At 59.8% G+C, this 18,483-nt stretch carries 15 protein-coding genes and 1 pseudogene; 13 read left to right on the top strand and 3 right to left on the bottom strand.

Annotated elements, in window-relative coordinates:
• The first annotated feature begins 45 nt into the window (after positions 1–45).
• The gene (locus EN845_RS32055; RefSeq protein WP_127310874.1) at positions 46–1,089 is read left to right on the top strand and encodes a betaine/proline/choline family ABC transporter ATP-binding protein; all 1,044 of its coding nucleotides are present in this window, start codon (positions 46–48) and stop codon (positions 1,087–1,089) included.
• A gap of 117 nt (positions 1,090–1,206) precedes the next feature.
• Here the strand turns inward: EN845_RS32055 and EN845_RS32050 are convergent, their stop codons facing one another.
• A complete protein-coding gene (locus EN845_RS32050) occupies positions 1,207–2,256 on the bottom strand; it encodes an AraC family transcriptional regulator (protein WP_127310873.1) in 1,050 nt (349 codons plus the stop codon).
• Between the two features lie 71 nt (positions 2,257–2,327).
• Here EN845_RS32050 and EN845_RS32045 point away from each other — a divergent pair, with 71 nt between their 5' ends.
• From EN845_RS32045 to EN845_RS32035, 3 genes are all read left to right on the top strand, one after another.
• Positions 2,328–4,487 carry an acetate--CoA ligase family protein gene (locus EN845_RS32045; RefSeq protein WP_127318120.1) on the top strand — a complete coding sequence of 720 codons (2,160 nt, stop codon included), beginning with the start codon at positions 2,328–2,330 and terminating at the stop codon, positions 4,485–4,487.
• Positions 4,488–4,503: 16 nt separating this feature from the next.
• Positions 4,504–5,313: an enoyl-CoA hydratase-related protein gene (locus EN845_RS32040; protein WP_127310023.1), complete on the top strand. Its 810-nt coding sequence runs from the start codon at positions 4,504–4,506 to the stop codon at positions 5,311–5,313.
• Between the two features lie 147 nt (positions 5,314–5,460).
• Positions 5,461–5,889, top strand: coding sequence for a thioesterase family protein (locus tag EN845_RS32035; RefSeq protein ID WP_127310022.1), 429 nt, complete (start codon positions 5,461–5,463; stop codon positions 5,887–5,889).
• An 18-nt stretch (positions 5,890–5,907) separates the two neighbouring features.
• On the opposite strand, the gene EN845_RS32030 is transcribed toward EN845_RS32035, so the two are convergent.
• The gene (locus EN845_RS32030) at positions 5,908–6,939 is read right to left on the bottom strand and encodes a GlxA family transcriptional regulator (protein WP_206523013.1); all 1,032 of its coding nucleotides are present in this window, start codon (positions 6,937–6,939) and stop codon (positions 5,908–5,910) included.
• Between the two features lie 125 nt (positions 6,940–7,064).
• Between EN845_RS32030 and EN845_RS32025 the strand changes: the two genes are divergently transcribed.
• The 9 genes from EN845_RS32025 (at position 7,065) to EN845_RS35640 (ending at position 18,344) form a co-directional block, all read left to right on the top strand.
• Positions 7,065–8,315 carry a sarcosine oxidase subunit beta family protein gene (locus tag EN845_RS32025; protein ID WP_127310026.1) on the top strand — a complete coding sequence of 417 codons (1,251 nt, stop codon included), beginning with the start codon at positions 7,065–7,067 and terminating at the stop codon, positions 8,313–8,315.
• 9 nt (positions 8,316–8,324) lie between these two features.
• A complete protein-coding gene (locus EN845_RS32020; protein WP_127310021.1) occupies positions 8,325–8,615 on the top strand; it encodes a sarcosine oxidase subunit delta in 291 nt (96 codons plus the stop codon).
• A complete protein-coding gene (locus EN845_RS32015) occupies positions 8,612–11,545 on the top strand; it encodes a sarcosine oxidase subunit alpha family protein (protein ID WP_127310020.1) in 2,934 nt (977 codons plus the stop codon). Before EN845_RS32020 ends, EN845_RS32015 begins: the two co-directional genes overlap by 4 nt.
• A complete protein-coding gene (locus EN845_RS32010) occupies positions 11,511–12,098 on the top strand; it encodes a sarcosine oxidase subunit gamma (protein ID WP_245463533.1) in 588 nt (195 codons plus the stop codon). The genes EN845_RS32015 and EN845_RS32010 overlap by 35 nt, the downstream gene beginning before the upstream one ends.
• A gap of 1 nt (position 12,099) precedes the next feature.
• Positions 12,100–12,990: a bifunctional methylenetetrahydrofolate dehydrogenase/methenyltetrahydrofolate cyclohydrolase FolD gene (gene folD, locus EN845_RS32005; RefSeq protein WP_127310019.1), complete on the top strand. Its 891-nt coding sequence runs from the start codon at positions 12,100–12,102 to the stop codon at positions 12,988–12,990.
• Between the two features lie 71 nt (positions 12,991–13,061).
• The gene (gene purU / locus EN845_RS32000) at positions 13,062–13,946 is read left to right on the top strand and encodes a formyltetrahydrofolate deformylase (protein WP_127310018.1); all 885 of its coding nucleotides are present in this window, start codon (positions 13,062–13,064) and stop codon (positions 13,944–13,946) included.
• A 302-nt stretch (positions 13,947–14,248) separates the two neighbouring features.
• Positions 14,249–14,461, top strand: a complete 213-nt coding sequence (locus EN845_RS31995) for a hypothetical protein (RefSeq protein WP_127310017.1) — start codon at positions 14,249–14,251, stop codon at positions 14,459–14,461.
• Between the two features lie 483 nt (positions 14,462–14,944).
• Positions 14,945–18,136: a sialidase family protein gene (locus EN845_RS31990; protein ID WP_127310016.1), complete on the top strand. Its 3,192-nt coding sequence runs from the start codon at positions 14,945–14,947 to the stop codon at positions 18,134–18,136.
• Between the two features lie 58 nt (positions 18,137–18,194).
• Positions 18,195–18,344, top strand: coding sequence for a hypothetical protein (locus EN845_RS35640; protein WP_164761537.1), 150 nt, complete (start codon positions 18,195–18,197; stop codon positions 18,342–18,344).
• Positions 18,345–18,373: 29 nt separating this feature from the next.
• Here EN845_RS35640 and EN845_RS36390 read toward each other — a convergent pair.
• A pseudogene (locus EN845_RS36390) lies at positions 18,374–18,483 on the bottom strand (IS630 family transposase); the annotation flags it as partial.

Raw genomic sequence — 18,483 nt, 5'->3', positions numbered from 1 at the left:
ATATTGCGAACGCTTCATCTTCACGCCTGGATCAGGATTTCGAAATTGTCAGTCAAGAAGATTGAGTTCAAAAATGTCTGGAAGATCTACGCGGCGCGCGAAGGCGATGCGCTGGAGGAGATAAAACGATCACGTCTTTCCGGTGCCCCGGCACCCCCATATGTCGTGGGCGTCGAAGACGTTAGCTTCGACATAAATCAAGGTGAGATATTTTGTATAATCGGCCTATCCGGAAGTGGGAAGTCCACTCTGCTGCGCCATATCAATGGCCTGATCAAGCCTACCGCCGGAGAAATCGTTATCGATGGGGCGTCAATTAACGATTTGAGCGAGGCACGTTTGCTGCAGTTGCGCTCGAGAAAGATAGGCATGGTGTTCCAGCATGTTGCACTACTACCAAACCGAACTGTGACGGAGAACGTGGCGCTGGGACTAGAAATTCGGGGGGTCAAGAAGACTGAGCGACGTCAGCTGGCCCAAGAGGCGCTAGAAAGAGTCCAACTGCCAGAGTGGGGGACTTTTTATCCCGACGAGTTGTCCGGTGGGATGCAGCAGCGGGTGGGTCTAGCGCGCGCCTTGGTAACAGATCCGGAAATTCTGCTGATGGACGAACCGTTCAGCGCGTTGGATCCCATTATCAGAAGGCAGCTACAGGATCAGTTCATAGAGATCTCGGCAAAAGCGACAAAAACGACCGTATTCATAACTCACGACATCGAGGAAGCCGCGCGATTAGGTGATCGCATTGCGATCATGAACAAAGGAAAGGTGGAACAGATCGGCACGCCGCAGGACATTCTACTGAGACCTGCGACACCTTACGTTCGAGAATTCGTAAGCCATGTCACCCTCTTGGATAAGTTGGTTGCCGGTGACATCATGCAATCAACCTCGGAGACCGTCGATTCCTTAAATGTCGCCTGTGACGGCGGTTCTATCGACGCCCAAACGCCAGTGGCGGAGGTCATACGGAGGGGTATCTCTGGAACTGGAACGCTTCTCGTTTCGAGAGGCGGTACGAACGTCGGCATGATTGCTCGTGAGGATATCCTGACATTTCTCACAATGCGTCCAGACAGGGACCGTTAAGCGGTCACTGGATGTGGTTTGCATGGCCTCCTAGCTTAGCTAGCTGTGAGCCATCGCATCAAAAGGCGTTCGCTAAGAGTTAATTAATCACGCCGACGAGAGCCGACCTGTGCGACCTCAGGCATTGGCGACCGCCTGTTCTCGCCAATGCACTCGGTATGCCTTTGGGGGCATACCCGTCCAGCGTGTGAAAGCTCGAACAAATGCGCTGACCTCCGAGTAGCCCAAGATCATGGCGATGTCGGCAAGACCGTAATCAGATTTCTCCAGTAGATCGGTCGAGACGGCTTTCCGCTTGGCGTCGACTAAATCACGCAGCATTAGTCCCTGTTCGTCCAGGCGACGTTGAAGCGTTCGTGTGGTCATGCCCAGCTGCTTAGCAATCCAGTCGATTCGGGGAGCCCTACCCAGTAGCACAGCTTGGTCAATCTGCGCGCCTACCAGCGAACCCAGATCAGCAGAGTAGGCATCTCGTGATATAAGGCTCTCAGCCTGGTCCCGCAGAATGCCCAACAACCGCGGGTCTGCGTTGGCAACAGGATGTTCCAACACCCTGCTGTCGAAAACAATCGAACTGGAGCCCTGTTCGAAATGAACTGGCGATTGAAAAACCTCCCTGTAATCCTCGATAGCGGCCAAGGGACTATGCTTGAACTGCACGCGAATCGGGCGCCAGGTACGGCTTGATAGCGTGCGTATTATCTGCATGCCCCAGGCGAGCGCCAGTTCAACATCCTGTCTGCATTCGGCGACGCCGGGGGCGATCACTGCATAAGTCAACTCCGCAGTCCCGTCGGGTCCTCTAATGAGGTCGAATCGACAACCGTCGGCACGAAGTTTGAAATACCGCACAAATGTCCGTAGAGCGTCTCCCACATCCTTCGAGTTCAGCATCATGTAGCCGATGATCTCAAGGTCATAAATACTATAGGTGCGGCCGAGGTTAAGGCCAAACGCCGGCTCGGAAATTTCTCGCGCAGCAAACTCCATAAGAGCGATACACTCGCAAAGGAATACACGCTTACCGTCAACTTGAAATTTCGAAAGGTCAAAGCCAGTACGCGCATCACGTGCTGGGATCGCAACGCCGTGATCGCGCATATGGGCCAAGACCGGTTTGCAGACGCGCATTGGAATAGTGGGCAGCTTCAGAACCGCGGTCGTCATGATGTACTCCTAGGTGTCGACAACGACCCCTGTTGGCGGGCACTATCGAAAATGTGGCATGAAATGTCAATGTGCGTGTGGCTCAGCATGGCTATGTTGGCTATAAGAAATTGCCCCTCAAGGAGAATTCCGAAGTGCCCTCCAACCACTGGCTAAAGCCATTGCTTGAACCTCGTTCCGCCGTGATTATCGGCGCTTCGGCAACTGAAGGAAGCCTAGGCAGAAGCGCAGTTGACCACATGGTTGAGCGTGGGTACCGCGGGCGACTCTACGCCGTAAACAGCAAGTATAAGAAGATCGGAAATGTCGACTGCTTCAGCGCGGTATCTGAACTGCCAGAGGCGCCAGACCTGGCGGTAGTTGCGGTCAATCAGAGACTGTTGGAGCAAGTTCTCTCGGAATGTGTAACGCTTGGCGTGCGAGCTGCCGTCATATTCGCGGACTGTGGTAATCAGGAGCAACGCGATCGTCTGGCCCGTATCGCCGCGGAAGCGAGAATGCCGATCTGCGGCGGTAACGGGATGGGGTTTCAGAACTTCACCAACAGCACGCATGCAACGTTTAGCTCCTGTCCTGTTACCAAGGCCGCGCCTGGAAATGTTTCATTGATCGCCCATTCCGGGTCTGTCATTCAAGCGCTAGCCACTGATCTAACGCGTCTTAGGTACAATTTAACCGTGTCGTCCGGCCAGGAACTCAATACCACATTGGCGGACTACTTAGATTATGCGCTGGAGTTGCCATCGACCAAAGCAGTTGCATTGTTTATCGAGACGGTCCGTGACCCCGCACGCTTCGTGGAAGCGCTAGAAAAGGCCGCTAGCAAGCGCATACCGATTGTCGCGCTCAAGGTCGGCCGGACGGCAAAGAGCGCCGCTATGGCCATCAGTCATAGTGGAGCGGTCGTCGGCGACGCGTCGACCTATGAAGCGCTCTTCGACCGTTACAATGTGATCTCGGTCAAGACACTCGATGAGTTGGCGGCGACAGCCCAGTTACTCGCGCACGTCAAGGACGCCAATTCAGGTGGGCTCTGCGTGGCGATGGATTCTGGCGGGCTGCGCGAACTCATGGTTGATATCGCAGAAGACAAGGGCGCCACTTTCGCTGAACTTAGTAAGTCCACGCTGGCCCAACTGCAGGACCAGTTGGACGACGGTATGATCGCGGAGAACCCACTGGATGCATGGGGTAGCCGTACCGACGCCAAAGCACATTTTGCGCGTTGTTTAGAGTTGATGATGCGTGATCCCAACAGCGCATTTGGCGCTATTGCAACCGAGGCAGGGGACGCCTTTCAATTTGGGACCGTCTATGCCGAGATCGTGGCTGAGACGCAGCGGTTGACCGGAAAACCGATGTTTATGATGAGCAGCTTTTCGGGGATTGCAAACTCTAAGATAGCTACGCGATTGTTGGATTGCGACGTTCCTCTCATCAGCGGGGTCGATTGCGCGATGACGGCGGTGAAGGCCGTCGACACCTTTAAAGCGCGACTAGAAAATGCCGCGAGGGAGGTCGGCTTCTCGGTCCCACAATCAGCTCTTGAAAATGCTAAAGCCCTGCTCGCGCAGCCGGGTTCCGATGGTGAGAAGATTGGCCTGTCGGTATTGCAGGCTTTTGATATTCCGGTGGTGGCAAACCACGAGTGCGAGAATCTGCAGGAAGTGCTGACCGCAGTCGACATGACGGGTTTTCCTGTGGTGTTGAAGACTGCGATGCCGGGTATCTATCATAAGTCCGACGTCGGTGGCGTTTCGCTGAATCTGGACAGCGTTACTCGGGTGACTGAAGCCTACAAGGATTTAGCGCAGCGTCTGGGACCAAAGGTGATGGTCCAGAGGATGAGCCCCTCCGGCGTTGAGATGAGCTTTGGCATGGTTGTCGATCCTCAGTTCGGCGCGCTGGTAACCGTCTCTCCGGGAGGGAAATGGATCGAGTTGTTTGCCGACCGGCAGATTGCGCTGGCGCCCTTTGGCGAGGAGCGCGCACTAGAGCTGATCGACCGCCTCAAGATTCGACCAATATTCGACGGCCGTCGTGGCGAGAAACCGTATGATGTCCATGCACTGGCCCGAGCATTCTCGAAATTCTCTAATATGGCTGATGCGCTGAAAGACGAGCTTGCTGAGTTCGATGTGAATCCTGTGATTATTACTGACGCTGAGGTGATTGCGGTAGACGCGCTGCCGGTTAGAGCCGCCATCAAGAATCTACATACGAAGCACTGATCAGAAGGCTGCCGCTATGACCGCACTAGTTAGCACTCAGCGCCACGGACAGATACTTGTTGTCACGATCGACAACCCGCCGGCGAATGCCATCTCTCGCCGTACGAGCCGAGAAATTTATGCTGCGTTCGCGGCGTTTCAGGAAGACGAAGACCTACGAGTGGCAATCCTCACAGGCGCCGGGGACCGCATCTTCAGCGGCGGTTGGGACTTGAAGGAGTCCGATGAAAGCCTAACCGCTGACCTCTATTACGACACGCAGGTCGGCAACGGCCCTGGGGGGTTCGGTGGCATTGCGGAGTTCTGGGGCCTGACAAAGCCAGTAATAGCCGCTGTCAACGGCGCCGCGGCGGGAGGAGGCTTCGAAATCACGCTCGCGTGCGATATGATCGTAGCGGCCGAGCATGCGCGCTTCCTTCTCCCCGAGACGCGGATCGGGCTTTTGCCGATGGCGGGCGGCATTCAGAACCTGCATCGCCGGATACCGTACAATATTGCAATGCACCTCATGATGACCGGCGAGCCGATCTCGGCGTCTGAGGCTGCTCGATTGGGCCTTGTGAACGAGGTTGTTCCCCGGGGAGAGGCTCTGGCAGCGGCGATGCGCCATGCCGAGAAGATCTGCGAATCTGCCCCGCTCGCCATTGAAGGTCTCAAAGAAGTTATGCGCTATACATCGCACCTCTCTGCAAGGGACGGGTTCGCAGCGGTGAGAAACCCGCCAGGTGAATTGAAAAAGTACAAAGCTATAGCGAACTCTGAAGATAGCCTCGAAGGACCCCGGGCCTTCATGGAAAAGCGTAAGCCCCAGTGGAGGGGCAGGTAAATCACTAGAGATATATTCAGCGGCACAACCTCCTAGGTACAGTGACTGGCGTTTGAATGCGGGTTGGTGAGTGGGGACACAGCCGATGGACGCTTCTCGATATGACGGGCGCAGCTTGCATATCCAACTGACTTTGTTGGTGACAAGATGAACGACGCACGACTCCTAGATATTGAGCTTTTCCAGCATTTTGCTGACGAGCATGTCCGGTTCTGTGATACCGACGCTCTCGGTCATGTGAACGTCGGTGTATACTCGTCCTATTTTGCCGCTGGCAGGGCAATATTCGATACGATGCTGGCTTCCGACGACTACATACTGCCGATAGCGCGGATCGCCATGGACCTGCGAGCAGAGATAAAGTATCCAAACAAGATCGTTGTGGGATCATTGTTACTCCAGACTGGCAGATCATCATTTCTTGTGGGCCAAGGTTTATGGATCGAAGGTAAGCCAATGGCTACAGCTGAAGTCACTCACGTGCTGGTCGATCGCAAAAATGGTCGCAGCACGCCGCTTCCCGAACCCTTCCTCCATAAGTTGAGATCACTGGGACCGGTGTGTGCCGAAGGCTAAGAGCCTGCTTGGAACGCTCTACTGGGCCAAGCTGCTTAGTTTCTCCCCCAGGATTCTTCGGTCAGACTGATCCGGAGCCTCTTCGCGGCCGCGCCGTTTTCGTCGAGTGGCGGGGCCTATGCCAAAGTGGGCCTGGAAAGCGCGTGAGAAATGACTACGGTTGGAAAAGCCAGTGGCAAGCGCCACCTCGACGAGCGGAAGGTTGGACTGCTGCAGAATCTCGTCGGCCTTCTCCAACCGCAGAGACCGATAGAACTGCATCACGCTCTGTCCAAGCTGGTTTTTTGTCAGCCGCTCCAATTGCCGCGCCCCGATACCGCTCAGATGAGCCAGATCTTCCAGCTTTAGCGGGTCCGCGATATGGCTCGTCATCAATTGTACCATGGCGACCAGAGCGGGATGGTGCAGATCATACCTGCGCACCGGGTCCAATTGCTGCGGCGCCTCTGCCTGCCGGATGCCGGTATGGATGAACCAATCGCTGACCGCGCGGGCCAATTCCACACCGTGATCTGAAGCGATCAGGGCGTGGGCCATGTCCAGGGGAGCCATGCCGCCGGCGCAGGTAAAGCGGTCGCGATCGATGACGAAGAGGCGGCGTTCGATCAGCGCCTCAGGATAGACCTCGCGCATTGCATCGATGTGTTGCCAGTGGATGGTAAACCGGCGTGACGACATAACACCCGCCGCGGCCAGGATTGCCGCCCCGCCTGAGATTCCGCCCAAAGGCACTCCCGACCGGGCGAGACGGCGTAGCCACGCCAGGATCCTGTCGTCCCGATAGGTGAGCGGGTTGCCGCCGGCGACGACGAAGAGAATATCGAAATCAGTGCCTGCTTCTGAAACAGGTTCGGTTTCGAACGCGCCCGAGACGGAACTGCGCATCCACCCGCCTTTGGCCGAGATGAAGTTCAGATCGTAAAGGGTCCGCCCGCTAAGCAGGTTGGCGGCGCGCAGCGGCTCGACCGCGGCGGCCGCGGACATCAGGGCATAGCCTTCGATCAGCAGGAAACCGTATCGCTGCGCGCTGCCGTGATTCCCGTCAATCATCCTGTTGAAAATCCTATCGTCCACATCGTTCGCACATGTCCGGCAAAAGCACACATGTGTCAATTTTGAAAACACCTCGCTGCCCTTGCCGTGACATAGTCTCGGCAGTCCAAGGAGTCCTTGATATGAAGTTTTCCGGCTTCCGCGTCTTTGCTGAAGCGCTCAAGGGTCACACCGGGTGGCGGCCGCTCTGGCGCAATCCCGATCCAAAGCCTTCCTACGACTATTTGATTGTCGGCGGAGGCGGCCACGGCTTGGCCACAGCGTATTATCTGGCCAAGACCTTCGGACGATCGCGTATCGCCGTGCTGGAGAAAGGTTGGCTCGGATCCGGGAATGTCGGGCGGAACACGACGATCATCCGCTCGAACTACCTGCTTGCCGGCAATGAGCCCTTCTATGAGTTCTCGATGAAGCTCTGGGAAGGACTGGAGCAGGAGCTCAACTTCAACGCAATGGTTTCCCAGCGCGGCATCATCAACCTTTTTCATACGGATGCGCAGCGCGATGCCTTTCGCCGCCGCGGCAATGCCATGATGCTGGCGGGGGCGGGCGCACGGCTGCTGGGTCGGGAGGAACTGCGCGCCATGGTTCCGTTCCTGAATTACGACAACGCGCGCTTCCCGATCAAAGGCGGCCTGATGCAGGCGCGTGCCGGCACCGCGCGGCACGACGGCGTGGCCTGGGGCTATGCCCGCGGCGCCGACAGCCACGGCGTGGACCTGATCCAGAATTGCGAGGTGACCGGTTTCCGGCTCGATCGCGGCAAGGTGCGTGGCGTGGAGACATCGCGTGGCTATATCGCCGCCGACAAGGTCGGGGTGGCGGTGGCGGGCTCCTCGAGCCGGGTCATGGCAATGGCTGGAATGCGGCTTCCGATCGAAAGCCACGTCTTGCAGGCCTTCGTCACGGAGGGGCTCAAACCCACCATTCCCGGTGTGATCACGTTCGGGGCAGGCCATTTCTACATCAGCCAGTCCGACAAGGGCGGGCTTGTCTTCGGCGGCGATATTGACGGCTACAATTCCTATGCCCAACGCGGAAACCTGCCGGTGGTGGAGGACGTCGTCGAAGGCGGTATGGCGCTGATGCCCATGATCGGGCGGGCGAGGCTCCTGCGCATGTGGGGGGGTGTGGTGGACATGTCGATGGACGGCTCGCCGATCATCGACCGCACGCAAATTGAGGGCCTCTATCTCAACGGCGGCTGGTGCTATGGCGGCTTCAAGGCGACGCCTGCCAGCGGTTACGCCTTCGCCCATCTTCTTGCCACCGGCGCATCGCACGAGACCGCGCGCGCCTATCGTATCGAGCGGTTCGCACGCGGCCATGTGGTTGACGAGCGCGGCGCCGGTGCCCAGCCCAATCTCCACTGAGGCGGTTCAATGCTGATCACCCATCCACTTCTGGGCCTGCGCGATGCGCAGGAATTCACCTATCTGGGCGACGCGCGGCTCATCGACCGTCCAGCCCCCTCCGCGCCCGATGCCGAGGCGGCTTTTTGCGATTACGTCTTCCTGCGCGACAACCCGGCGGGCGTGCACCGCGAACTGTGGTACCACGAGCACGGCGACCGGTCATGGCTGGTGGTGACGCGCGACACGGTCACCCATGAAGTCCTCGGTGCGGAACTGGCCCGCAATGTGGCCCTTGCGCGGACGAGGTGCAGCAAATGACACGGCTAGCCGGAGGGCTGATTGATCGCTCGCAGACCCTGAACTTCACCTTCGACGGGCAACGGTATCATGGCCATGCCGGCGACACGCTCGCCTCTGCGCTGCTGGCCAATGGCGTTCGTCTGATGGGCCGCAGCTTCAAGTATCACCGCCCGCGCGGGGTTCTCTCGGCCGGTTCGGAGGAACCGAACGCTTTAGTCGAACTGCGAACGGGGGCGCGGCGGGAGCCCAACACGCGCGCGACGACGGTGGAATTGTTCGACGGTCTGGAGGCTCGAAGCCAGAACCGCTGGCCCTCGCTCGGCTTTGACGCGTTGGCGGTGAACGACCTGCTGTCGCCTTTCTTCACAGCCGGCTTCTACTACAAGACCTTCATGTGGCCGAAAGCCTTCTGGGAAAAGCTCTACGAACCGGTGATCCGCAGGGCGGCAGGCCTCGGGCGCCTTTCAATGCAGGCCGATCCCGATGTCTATGACAAGGGCTTCCTGCATTGCGATCTCTTGGTCATCGGCGGGGGGGCGGCCGGGCTTGCTGCGGCGCTGACGGCGGCGCGCTCCGGCGCACGTGTGATTTTGGCCGACGAGGATTTCCGCCTGGGCGGGCGGCTTCTGTCCGAGACGAGAACGTTGGACGGAGCGCAAGCCAGCGACTGGATCTCAGCGTTGGAGGCTGAATTTGAGAGCCTGCCGAACATTCGCGTGATGCGTCGCACCACGGTTTTCGGGGTCTATGATCACGGCATCTATGGCGCTGTGGAAAGCGTTTCCGATCATCTCCCGGAGGTGAGCGGGCGTGTGCGCCAGACACTCTGGCGTATTACGGCGAAACGCGCGGTCCTGGCGGCGGGCGCGACAGAGCGCCCGATCGCTTTTGCCGACAATGACCGTCCGGGAATCATGCTGGCCGGCGCGATGCGGGCTTACGCCAATCGCTGGGCGGCATGCCCGTCCGAGACGGTCGCCGTCTTTACCAATAACGATGACGGTCATCACACCGCGCGCGATCTGGCCGCCAAGGGTGTCCAGATCGCCGCCGTCATCGACGCGCGCCCCGAGGCGAAGGCTCGCGGTGACTACCGACTGATCGCGGGGGGCATGGTGACTGGCTCACGCGGCCGGCTTGGCCTGAAGTCGATCGAGGTTCAGGCAAACGGGAGGTCCGAATCAATCGAGTGCGGCGCGCTTGGGGTCTCTGGCGGCTGGAACCCGAATGTGCATCTCTTTTCGCATCATCGCGGTCGGCCTGTTTGGAATGAACCGCTGCAGGCGTTCCTGCCTGGAGAGGATGGGCCTGTAGGGTTAATTCCGGCAGGTGCGGCGGCGGGCCATTTTTCCACCGCCGACGCCTTGCGTTCCGGCGCGCGAGCCGCACAGCGTGCGATGGACGAACTTGGAATCGCGGCATCGTTGCCCGATTTGCCGCGCGCCGAGGAGGCAGACTACACGGTTGCGCCCGTCTTCCATGTACCGGGCAAGAAGCGCGCCTGGGTCGATTTCCAGAATGACGTGACGGTGAAGGACATCAAGCTGGCCCATGCCGAGAACATGCGGCCGGTAGAGCATTTGAAACGCTACACGACTCTGGGCATGGCGACGGACCAAGGCAAAACGTCAAATGTGACCGGTCTTGCCGTGATGGCGGAGCTGACCGGGAGGTCGATCCCAAAAATTGGAACAACGATTTTCCGCCCACCTTACACTCCAGTGACGCTCTCGGTCCTGGGCGGCGGCGATACAGGGCGGCATTTCCGACCGCGCCGCCTCACACCCACCCATCACTGGGCCGAGGCGCAGGGTGCGGTGTTCGTCGAGGTCGGGCAGTGGATGCGCGCGCAATATTTCCCGCGTCCGGGCGAAACGCATTGGCGCCACAGCGTGGACCGCGAGGCCAGGGCCGTGCGCGGCGCAGTGGGCCTGTGCGATGTGACGACGCTCGGCAAGATCGATGTCCAGGGTGCCGACGCGGGCGAGTTTCTCAACCGGCTCTACTGCAACATGATGGCCACACTGAAAGTCGGCCGGGTCCGCTACGGGCTTATGCTGCGCGAAGACGGATTTGCCTATGACGACGGCACCTGCGCGCGGCTGGCCGAGGATCATTGTGTGGTCACCACGACGACCGCAAACGCCGGTCTGGTCTATCGCAACATGGAATTCGCGCGGCAATGCCTGTGGCCGGAACTCGACGTCCAGCTCATCTCCACGACCGATGCCTGGGCGCAGATTGCCGTCGCCGGGCCGAAGTCGCGCGCTCTGCTCGCCCGCATCGTTGACCGGTTCGACCTGTCGAACGAGGCTTTCCCCTTTATGGCCTGCACGGAGCTCACCGTCTGCGACGGCCTGCGCGCGCGGCTCTTCCGCATCTCCTTCTCGGGCGAACTTGCCTACGAAATTGCGGTTCCCGCACGCTACGGCCACGCATTGATCGAGCGGCTGATGGAACTGGGAGCCGATCTCGGAGCGACGCCCTACGGCACCGAGGCATTGGGGGTCCTGCGGATCGAGAAGGGACACGCCGCCGGCCCTGAGTTGAACGGACAGGCGACGGCCCTCATGGTCGGGCTTGGCAGTATGGTATCGCAGAAGAAGGATTCCGTCGGCGCCGTGATGTCGCGGCGCGAGGGCCTTGCCGGCGACAGGCGACGCCTGGTCGGGCTGCGGCCCGTCGATCCTGCCGGGAATGTGGTCAGCGGCTCGCATCTTTTTGCGGAAGGCGCACCGAGGAAATTCGACACCGATCAGGGTTGGACCACGTCGGCTTGTTACAGTCCGCATGTCGGCTCGATGATCGGGCTCGGTTTCCTAGAGAACGGCGATGAACGGCTGGGCGAGGTGATCGTGGCTGCGAACCCGCTCGAAGGCGAAAGCTCGCGCCTGCGCGTCGTGCCGGCGCATTTTGTCGATCCTGAAGGAGCACGTCTTCGTGAGTGACCTGAGACCCATCACCGCGCTCGGTGCCGCACTACCACGCCTCGCATCGTTCGGGGCGTTGGAGATCCGTGAGAACGGGGGTCTGGCGCTTGCCTCCATGGCGCTGCGCCGCGGAACCGTTGAGCCCACGCCGTTCGGCCTCGCTCTTCCCGGACCAGGCCGCTGGATTGCAGGGCAGGGGGTTGCCGCGCTGTGGACCGGGCTGGATCAGTGGATGATCGAGGCGGAAGGCCGCGCCGAGCTGGATTTTGCCGCCGAGCTCAAGCAACTCGCCCCTGGCTGCTCGGTGACCGAGCAGACCGATGGCTGGGTCGCGTTCGAGATCGTTTCGCGAGCCGGCACAGGGCCTATCGATGCACTGCTGTCGAAGCTCGTTAACGTCGATCTCGCGGATTTTGGCCCGGGCTGCGCGACGCGCACCGGGCTTGAGCATATGAGCTGTTTCGTCATCCGCCGCAGCGAGGCTCATATCGCCGTGCTGGGCGCGCGCTCGTCGGCCGGATCGCTCTGGCACGCACTGGAAACGGCGGCGAAGCGGCTAGAGGAAAGGTAACATGACCGCTCAGATCATCGACGGCAAAGAGTCCGCGGCGCAGCTACGGTCGAGCGTTGCTGGGGATGTGGCCTGGCTCAAGGAGGAACACGGCATTACGCCGGGCCTGGCAGTGGTTCTGGTAGGCGGCGATCCGGCGTCGGAAGTCTATGTGCGCAACAAAGGACGGCAGACTATCGAAGCTGGCATGAGCAGCGTTGAACACAAGCTGCCCACCGAAACATCTCAGGCCGATCTGCTTGCTCTAATCGAGCAGCTGAATTCCGATCCGGATATTCATGGTGTCCTTGTCCAGCTCCCTCTACCCAGTCATCTGAACGCCGATCTGGTGATCAATGCGATCGATCCAGCAAAAGATGTCGACGGGTTTCACATTTCGAATGTCGGGCTTCTGGGCACGGGACAAAATGCGATGGTGCCATGTACCCCATTGGGTTGCCTGATGTTGCTGCGAAGCCATCTCGGCGATCTCTCTGGGCTTGAAGCCGTGGTCGTGGGGCGCTCGAACATCGTCGGAAAACCGATGGCGCAACTCCTGCTCAATGACAGCTGCACCGTAACCATTGCTCATTCGCGTACACGCGATCTGGCATCATTCTGCCGTCGAGCCGACATTCTTGTCGCTGCCGTCGGCCGCCCCGAGATGATCCCCGGCGACTGGATCAAGCCGGGCGCTACAGTGATCGATGTGGGCATCAATCGGATCGCGCGGGATGGCAAGCAACAACTGGTGGGCGACGTGGATTTTGGAAGCGCGGCGGAGGTAGCGGGAGCGATAACGCCAGTGCCGGGAGGTGTCGGTCCCATGACCATCGCCTGTCTTCTCGCCAACACGGTTACCGCCTGCTGCCGTGCTTATAGGCTGTCCGAGCCCGAGGGCCTCACCTTATGAGCCGCGTGCAATCCGGCACTCTCCCTGACAGGCCCGAATGGATCTCTTCCGCACACACGAGCAAGCTCCCTATGGACAAATACTACCTGACCGTCACCTGCAGGTCCAAGCGCGGGATCGTCGCTGCCATCGCCGGCTACCTCGCCGGCAGCGGCTGCAACATCACGGACAGCTCGCAGTTCGACGATACGCAGACCGGCAACTTCTTCATGCGTGTGAGCTTTATCTCTGAAGAAGGCGCTGGCCTCGACGCGCTGCGCAACGGCTTTGCTGACACCGCCGAGACGTTCGCAATGGACTTCGCCTTCCATGACGAGAGCCAGAAGATGAGGGTGATAATCATGGTCTCGCGCTTCGGCCATTGTCTCAATGACCTTCTGTATCGCTGGCGTATCGGAGCGTTGCCGGTCAATATCGTGGCGGTGATCTCGAACCATTTGGACTACCAAAAGCTGGTCGTGAACCATGACATTCCGTTCCACTACGTCAAAGTTACGAAGGAGAATAAGAGGGGAGCCGAAGCGCAGCAGATGCGCATCCTCGAGGAGACCGGCGCGGAGCTGGTCGTGCTCGCCCGGTACATGCAGGTGCTATCGAATGAGATGTCCGAGAAGATGTCCGGCCGCATCATCAACATCCATCACTCCTTCCTGCCGTCATTCAAAGGAGCGAACCCCTACAAGCAGGCTTTTGAACGCGGGGTGAAGCTGATCGGCGCGACCTCGCATTATGTGACCGCCGATCTCGACGAGGGGCCGATCATCGAACAGGACACGGTTCGCGTCACCCACGCCCAGAGCCCGTCAGACTACGTCTCGCTCGGGCGCGACGTCGAAAGCCAGGTTCTCGCACGTGCCATTCACGCGCACATCCATCGCCGTGTCTTCCTCAACGGGAATAAGACGGTGGTCTTCCCCGCTTCGCCTGGCTCCTATGCCTCAGAACGAATGGGATGATGCAGCGGCGCCCGGCGTTAGCGGAAGTGCTTCGGACCAACCATTCGACCTTGGCCGCTGCATTTTTCGCACTTGACGGACCGTCTCGCTTTCGCAGCTCGAACAGAATGGCGGTTGCCAGCGATCTCTGGGTTGCAGGGCAGCAATGACCCTTTGCTGCCCATCAGCTCAATCCGGCTTCTCTCCGGGTCGCCGAGCGAAAGAGCTCGCGAGCGTTTCGCGAGCGATGACGAAGCCCATCCGATACTGTTTCCACACCGCGCCCGCGCTAAGGATGGCGCGCGGGTGCTCAGAGGTTGCAGTTGGGTTCTTCGCCGATCTCCATGGCGCCATCGTTTGCGCAGACAGGCCGCCGCTCGGCTGCGGAATCTTCCGATTACGCGTTTCCATCTCTGCACGACCTCGCGCAGGCAATCAACCAAACGCAGGTTCCCCCTAAAGACGCAAAGAGAACGCAGGAATCCGATACCGTTCTCGACGAAATTGCGGAAAATAAGCAACTGAAGGCGGCATAATTCCAGTGGAGGTACATGAGTCATTCCGGCCGCACAGCTTATTGAGAGCGGCAGCCATCGAAGCGACTCCACCAAGAGGCATACAGTTGTGGAATTCATGCGCCTGAAAAAGTTTCGTCGATGTGGCGGGGGGCGGCAGCCTCGACAAGGCGGCGATGGGATTGCATGTAGCGCAACCGCATTATCAAGAACGCCACGTATCATCTGGAGTCGCGCTATGATTACCGAGCATATGCCATCGGCCAAGCGAAGGCTGCCCGAATTGCGTAAGTATCTTTGATGAACCAGCAGCGCCATCGAAGAATGGATCGCAGCCGTTCATTAGAACTTGGCATATGCGAGCTGAATTTGGCGCAAGCGGCCGACGCTCAATTTCGGTGACCCAAGGTGAATTGACAGCGGCATTTAACCAGGGTCTGGCGCGCTCTCGCGAAAGTTTCCAGAGTCTCAGCACAAATAACATCATTATGAGCAGGTAGTGCGATGTCGACGCAGATCCTTGTCAGTGACCCGAAGAGCCTCGAAGCCCTGAAATGGCGCTGCATCGGACCCGCCAGAGGCGGCCGCGTTGTGGCGGTCGCAGGCGATCCTACCGATCCAATGGTGTTCTACTTTGGCGCCTGTGCGGGCGGGGTGTGGAAGACAACCGACGGCGGCGTTTATTGGCGTTGCGTGTCCGACGGTTTCTTCACGAGTGCCAGCGTCGGCGCGCTCGCGGTTGCCCCCTCCGACTCGAATGTCATCTATGCCGGTACGGGCGAGACAACGATCCGCGTCGACGTCTCTTACGGCGATGGCGTCTATAGATCGACCGATGCCGGCCGCAGTTGGGTTCATCTGGGGCTGAAAAAGACCCGCCATATCGGCAAGATCTGCATACATCCGCTCGACCCGGACATCGTCTTTGTCGCGGCGCTGGGCGACGCGTTCGGGTCAAATGAGGAAAGAGGCGTGTTCCGCTCCAAGGACGGCGGCAAGACCTGGCAGAAGGTCCTCTACCGCAATCCTGACGCCGGCGCCGTCGATATTTCGATGGATCCCAGCAATCCGCGCATCCTCTTTGCCACGACTTGGGAGACGCGGCGCAGTTTCTGGAACCTGAACAGCGGTGGGCCGGGGAGCGGACTCTTCCGGTCGCTTGACGGCGGCGACACCTGGGAGGAACTGTCCGGTCGCAATGGCCTACCGGGCGGGGTGCTCGGCAAGCTTGGGGTCTCCGTCTCGCAGGCGCAGCGCGGGCGCGTCTACGCGCTCATCGAGGCGGAGGGCGACAAGATCGGGCTCTACCGCACTGACGACTACGGAGACCGCTGGATCCATGTCTCGCAAAACCGCGATCTGATCCATCGCCCTTGGTACTACACCCACGTCTTCGCCGACACCGGACATGCCGATACGGTCTATGTGAACAACTTGCAAATGTGGAAGTCGACCGATGGCGGGGCGAACTTCACCAACTTGACGACGCCTTACAGCGACAACCACGCTCTCTGGATCGACCCAGCCAATCCCAAGCGGATAATCCAAGGCAACGACGGCGGCGCCTGCATCACCTTCAACGGTGGCAGGACCTGGTCGTCGATCTACAATCAGATGACGGCACAGTTCTATCGCATCGATGTTGACGATCGGCACCCCTATCGGGTCTACGCTACCCAGCAGGACAACACCGCGATCTCAGTCCCGAGCGCCGCGGAAACGGGCGTCATCACCCTGGGCGACTGCGCCTATCCGGGGACCGGCGAGAGCGGCTTCATCGCTGTCGATCCTGAGGACCCCGACATCGTCTATTGCGGCGCGACCGGCTCGAGCCCAGGCGGCTGTGGAGCTCTGCAACGCTACGACCACCGTACCCGGCAGATTCGCGTCGTCAGTGTCTGGCCAGAAAAAACGAGTGGCATGGCGCCGAAGAACATGCGGTACCGCTTCGCCTGGACCTTTCCGATCACCTTCTCGCCGCATGATCCGAAGACGCTGTATACCGGAGGCAATCACGTCTTCCGCAGCCGCGACGAAGGATCGAGCTGGACGGCGATCTCGCCCGATCTCAGCCTTAACGATCCGGCTAGACAGGATTACTCGGGCGGCGTCTTGACCCACGACAACTCCGGCGCGGAGGTGCATGCGACGTGCGCATCGGTCGTCGAATCCCGGCATCGCAAGGGGGAGATCTGGGCGTCTACCGATGATGGCCTCGTCCATGTGACGCGGAACGACGGGATCGAGTGGAGGAACGTCACGCCTGACGCCATGCCCGAACTCGCCTATGTCGGCTGCGTCGAGCTATCGTCGCATGACGCTAACACCGTCTATGTAGCGGCCACGCGCTACAAGCTCGCCGACTATCAACCCTATCTCTTCCGCACCAGGGACGGCGGCCAGAGTTGGCGGTCGATCGTCGGCGACTTCCCCAAGGGCGAGATCACCCGTGTGGTGCGCGCCGACCCGGTGCGGTCGGGCCTGCTCTTCGTCGGCACGGAAACCGGAGTCTTCTTCAGTCTCGACGACGGCGCGCACTGGTCGCGTCTGGCCGGGGGCTTGCCCGTGGTCCCGGTCTACGATCTCAAGATTAAGGGAAGCGATCTGGTCGCCGGCACCCATGGCCGATCCTTCTGGATCCTCGACGACATTACGCCTTTGCGCGAGCTGGCCGTCGATCAGAAAGCTGCGAGGCTGATGAGCCCGCGCCCCACAGTCCGGACCAGGCTCCGGTACGGAGCCCGGAAAGGCTCCAATGCCGGCATGAGCTACAGTCCGTCTTTCGGCATCGGTGCCGGCACAGAGGACGTGGAGCTGGAGGGTGGACGCAGCCATCGCCACTATCTCGACTGCGGCGAAAACCCGCCGATCGGAGCGATCGTCTATTATTGGCTGCTTGAGGATGCGGAGGGTCCGGTCAAGCTCACTTTCCAGGACGCCACGGGCAAGACCATCGTCGATTTCTCGAGCGACGACCAAGAAGCGTCCTTCGATAAGAAGCCAGGCACGAAGGCCGGCCTCAACCGTTTCGTTTGGGACCTCAGGCATCGCGGACCGTCCAAGCTCGACAAATCGCTGATAACTCGGAAGTACGAGCCTCTCGCGGTGGAGGACGAGGATCCGAGCGGCCCGGCGGTGGTACCCGGCAGCTATAAGGTTGTGCTGCAGGCGGACGGAAAGAGTCAGACGGCCGGTCTCACCGTCGTTAAGGATCCCCGCATAGCGACGACTGACAAGGACTTCGTCGAGCAGTTCGCGCTCTTAGAAGAGCTGTTCGGCAAGGTCTCATCGCTCAATCAGGCGGTCAATCGGATCCGGCTCCTAAAGCGTCAACTCGCGGATCTCCAGAAGCGGCTCGGCGGCAGTGACAAATCGCTCGGGGAGCGCACGCAGGCACTGTTCGGGCGGCTCGAGGCGATCGAGGGAACGCTGGTCGACATCAAGCGGGAGACGCCGCGCGACAGCGACGACCGTAATCCTGCTGGCTGGCATGATAAGCTGATCGACCTCGTCACCGTAGTCGAAATCGGCGATGCTGCGCCAACCGTGCAGGCCCGTCATGTTTCCGATGAGATCATGTCGAAGGTCGACAGCGAGATCAAAAAACTGAATGGGCTCGTCAAGGACGAGGTCACTGCGCTCAACGCCGCGCTCAAGAGCGCTGGCTTCGAGCTGCTCGGGACCGGGGACGCCTAGGTGCCCGCGAGGAAACACATATAGCTGAGTGAGCCTTCATGCCAAGGAGAAGACAGAGATGAATTTTATCGAGCGAATATTCGGCGTGGCTCCTGACGGGGGCGACGGCACGACCGAGATACTCTATATCGCGGCCGTGCTTGCCGTCCTAGCGATGGTGATCGCCCGCAGTTGGCTCCGCAGACGCGCGGCAGCGCGGCGCCGCTAGTCTTTTAGTTGGGCTAAAGCGTGTCGCGATTAATTAGCCTCATATCCGGCAGCCTTGAAGAAGTTTCTGCATTCAGCTGGCTCGAACAGGTGGCAGATATCGCCGAGAGCCTGGCAGAGTGCGTCGAAGGTTCTGGCCG

This window comes from Mesorhizobium sp. M8A.F.Ca.ET.202.01.1.1, assembly GCF_004791595.1.
GTDB lineage: Bacteria > Pseudomonadota > Alphaproteobacteria > Rhizobiales > Rhizobiaceae > Mesorhizobium.
This window is presented reverse-complemented; position numbering and strand designations above follow the sequence as displayed.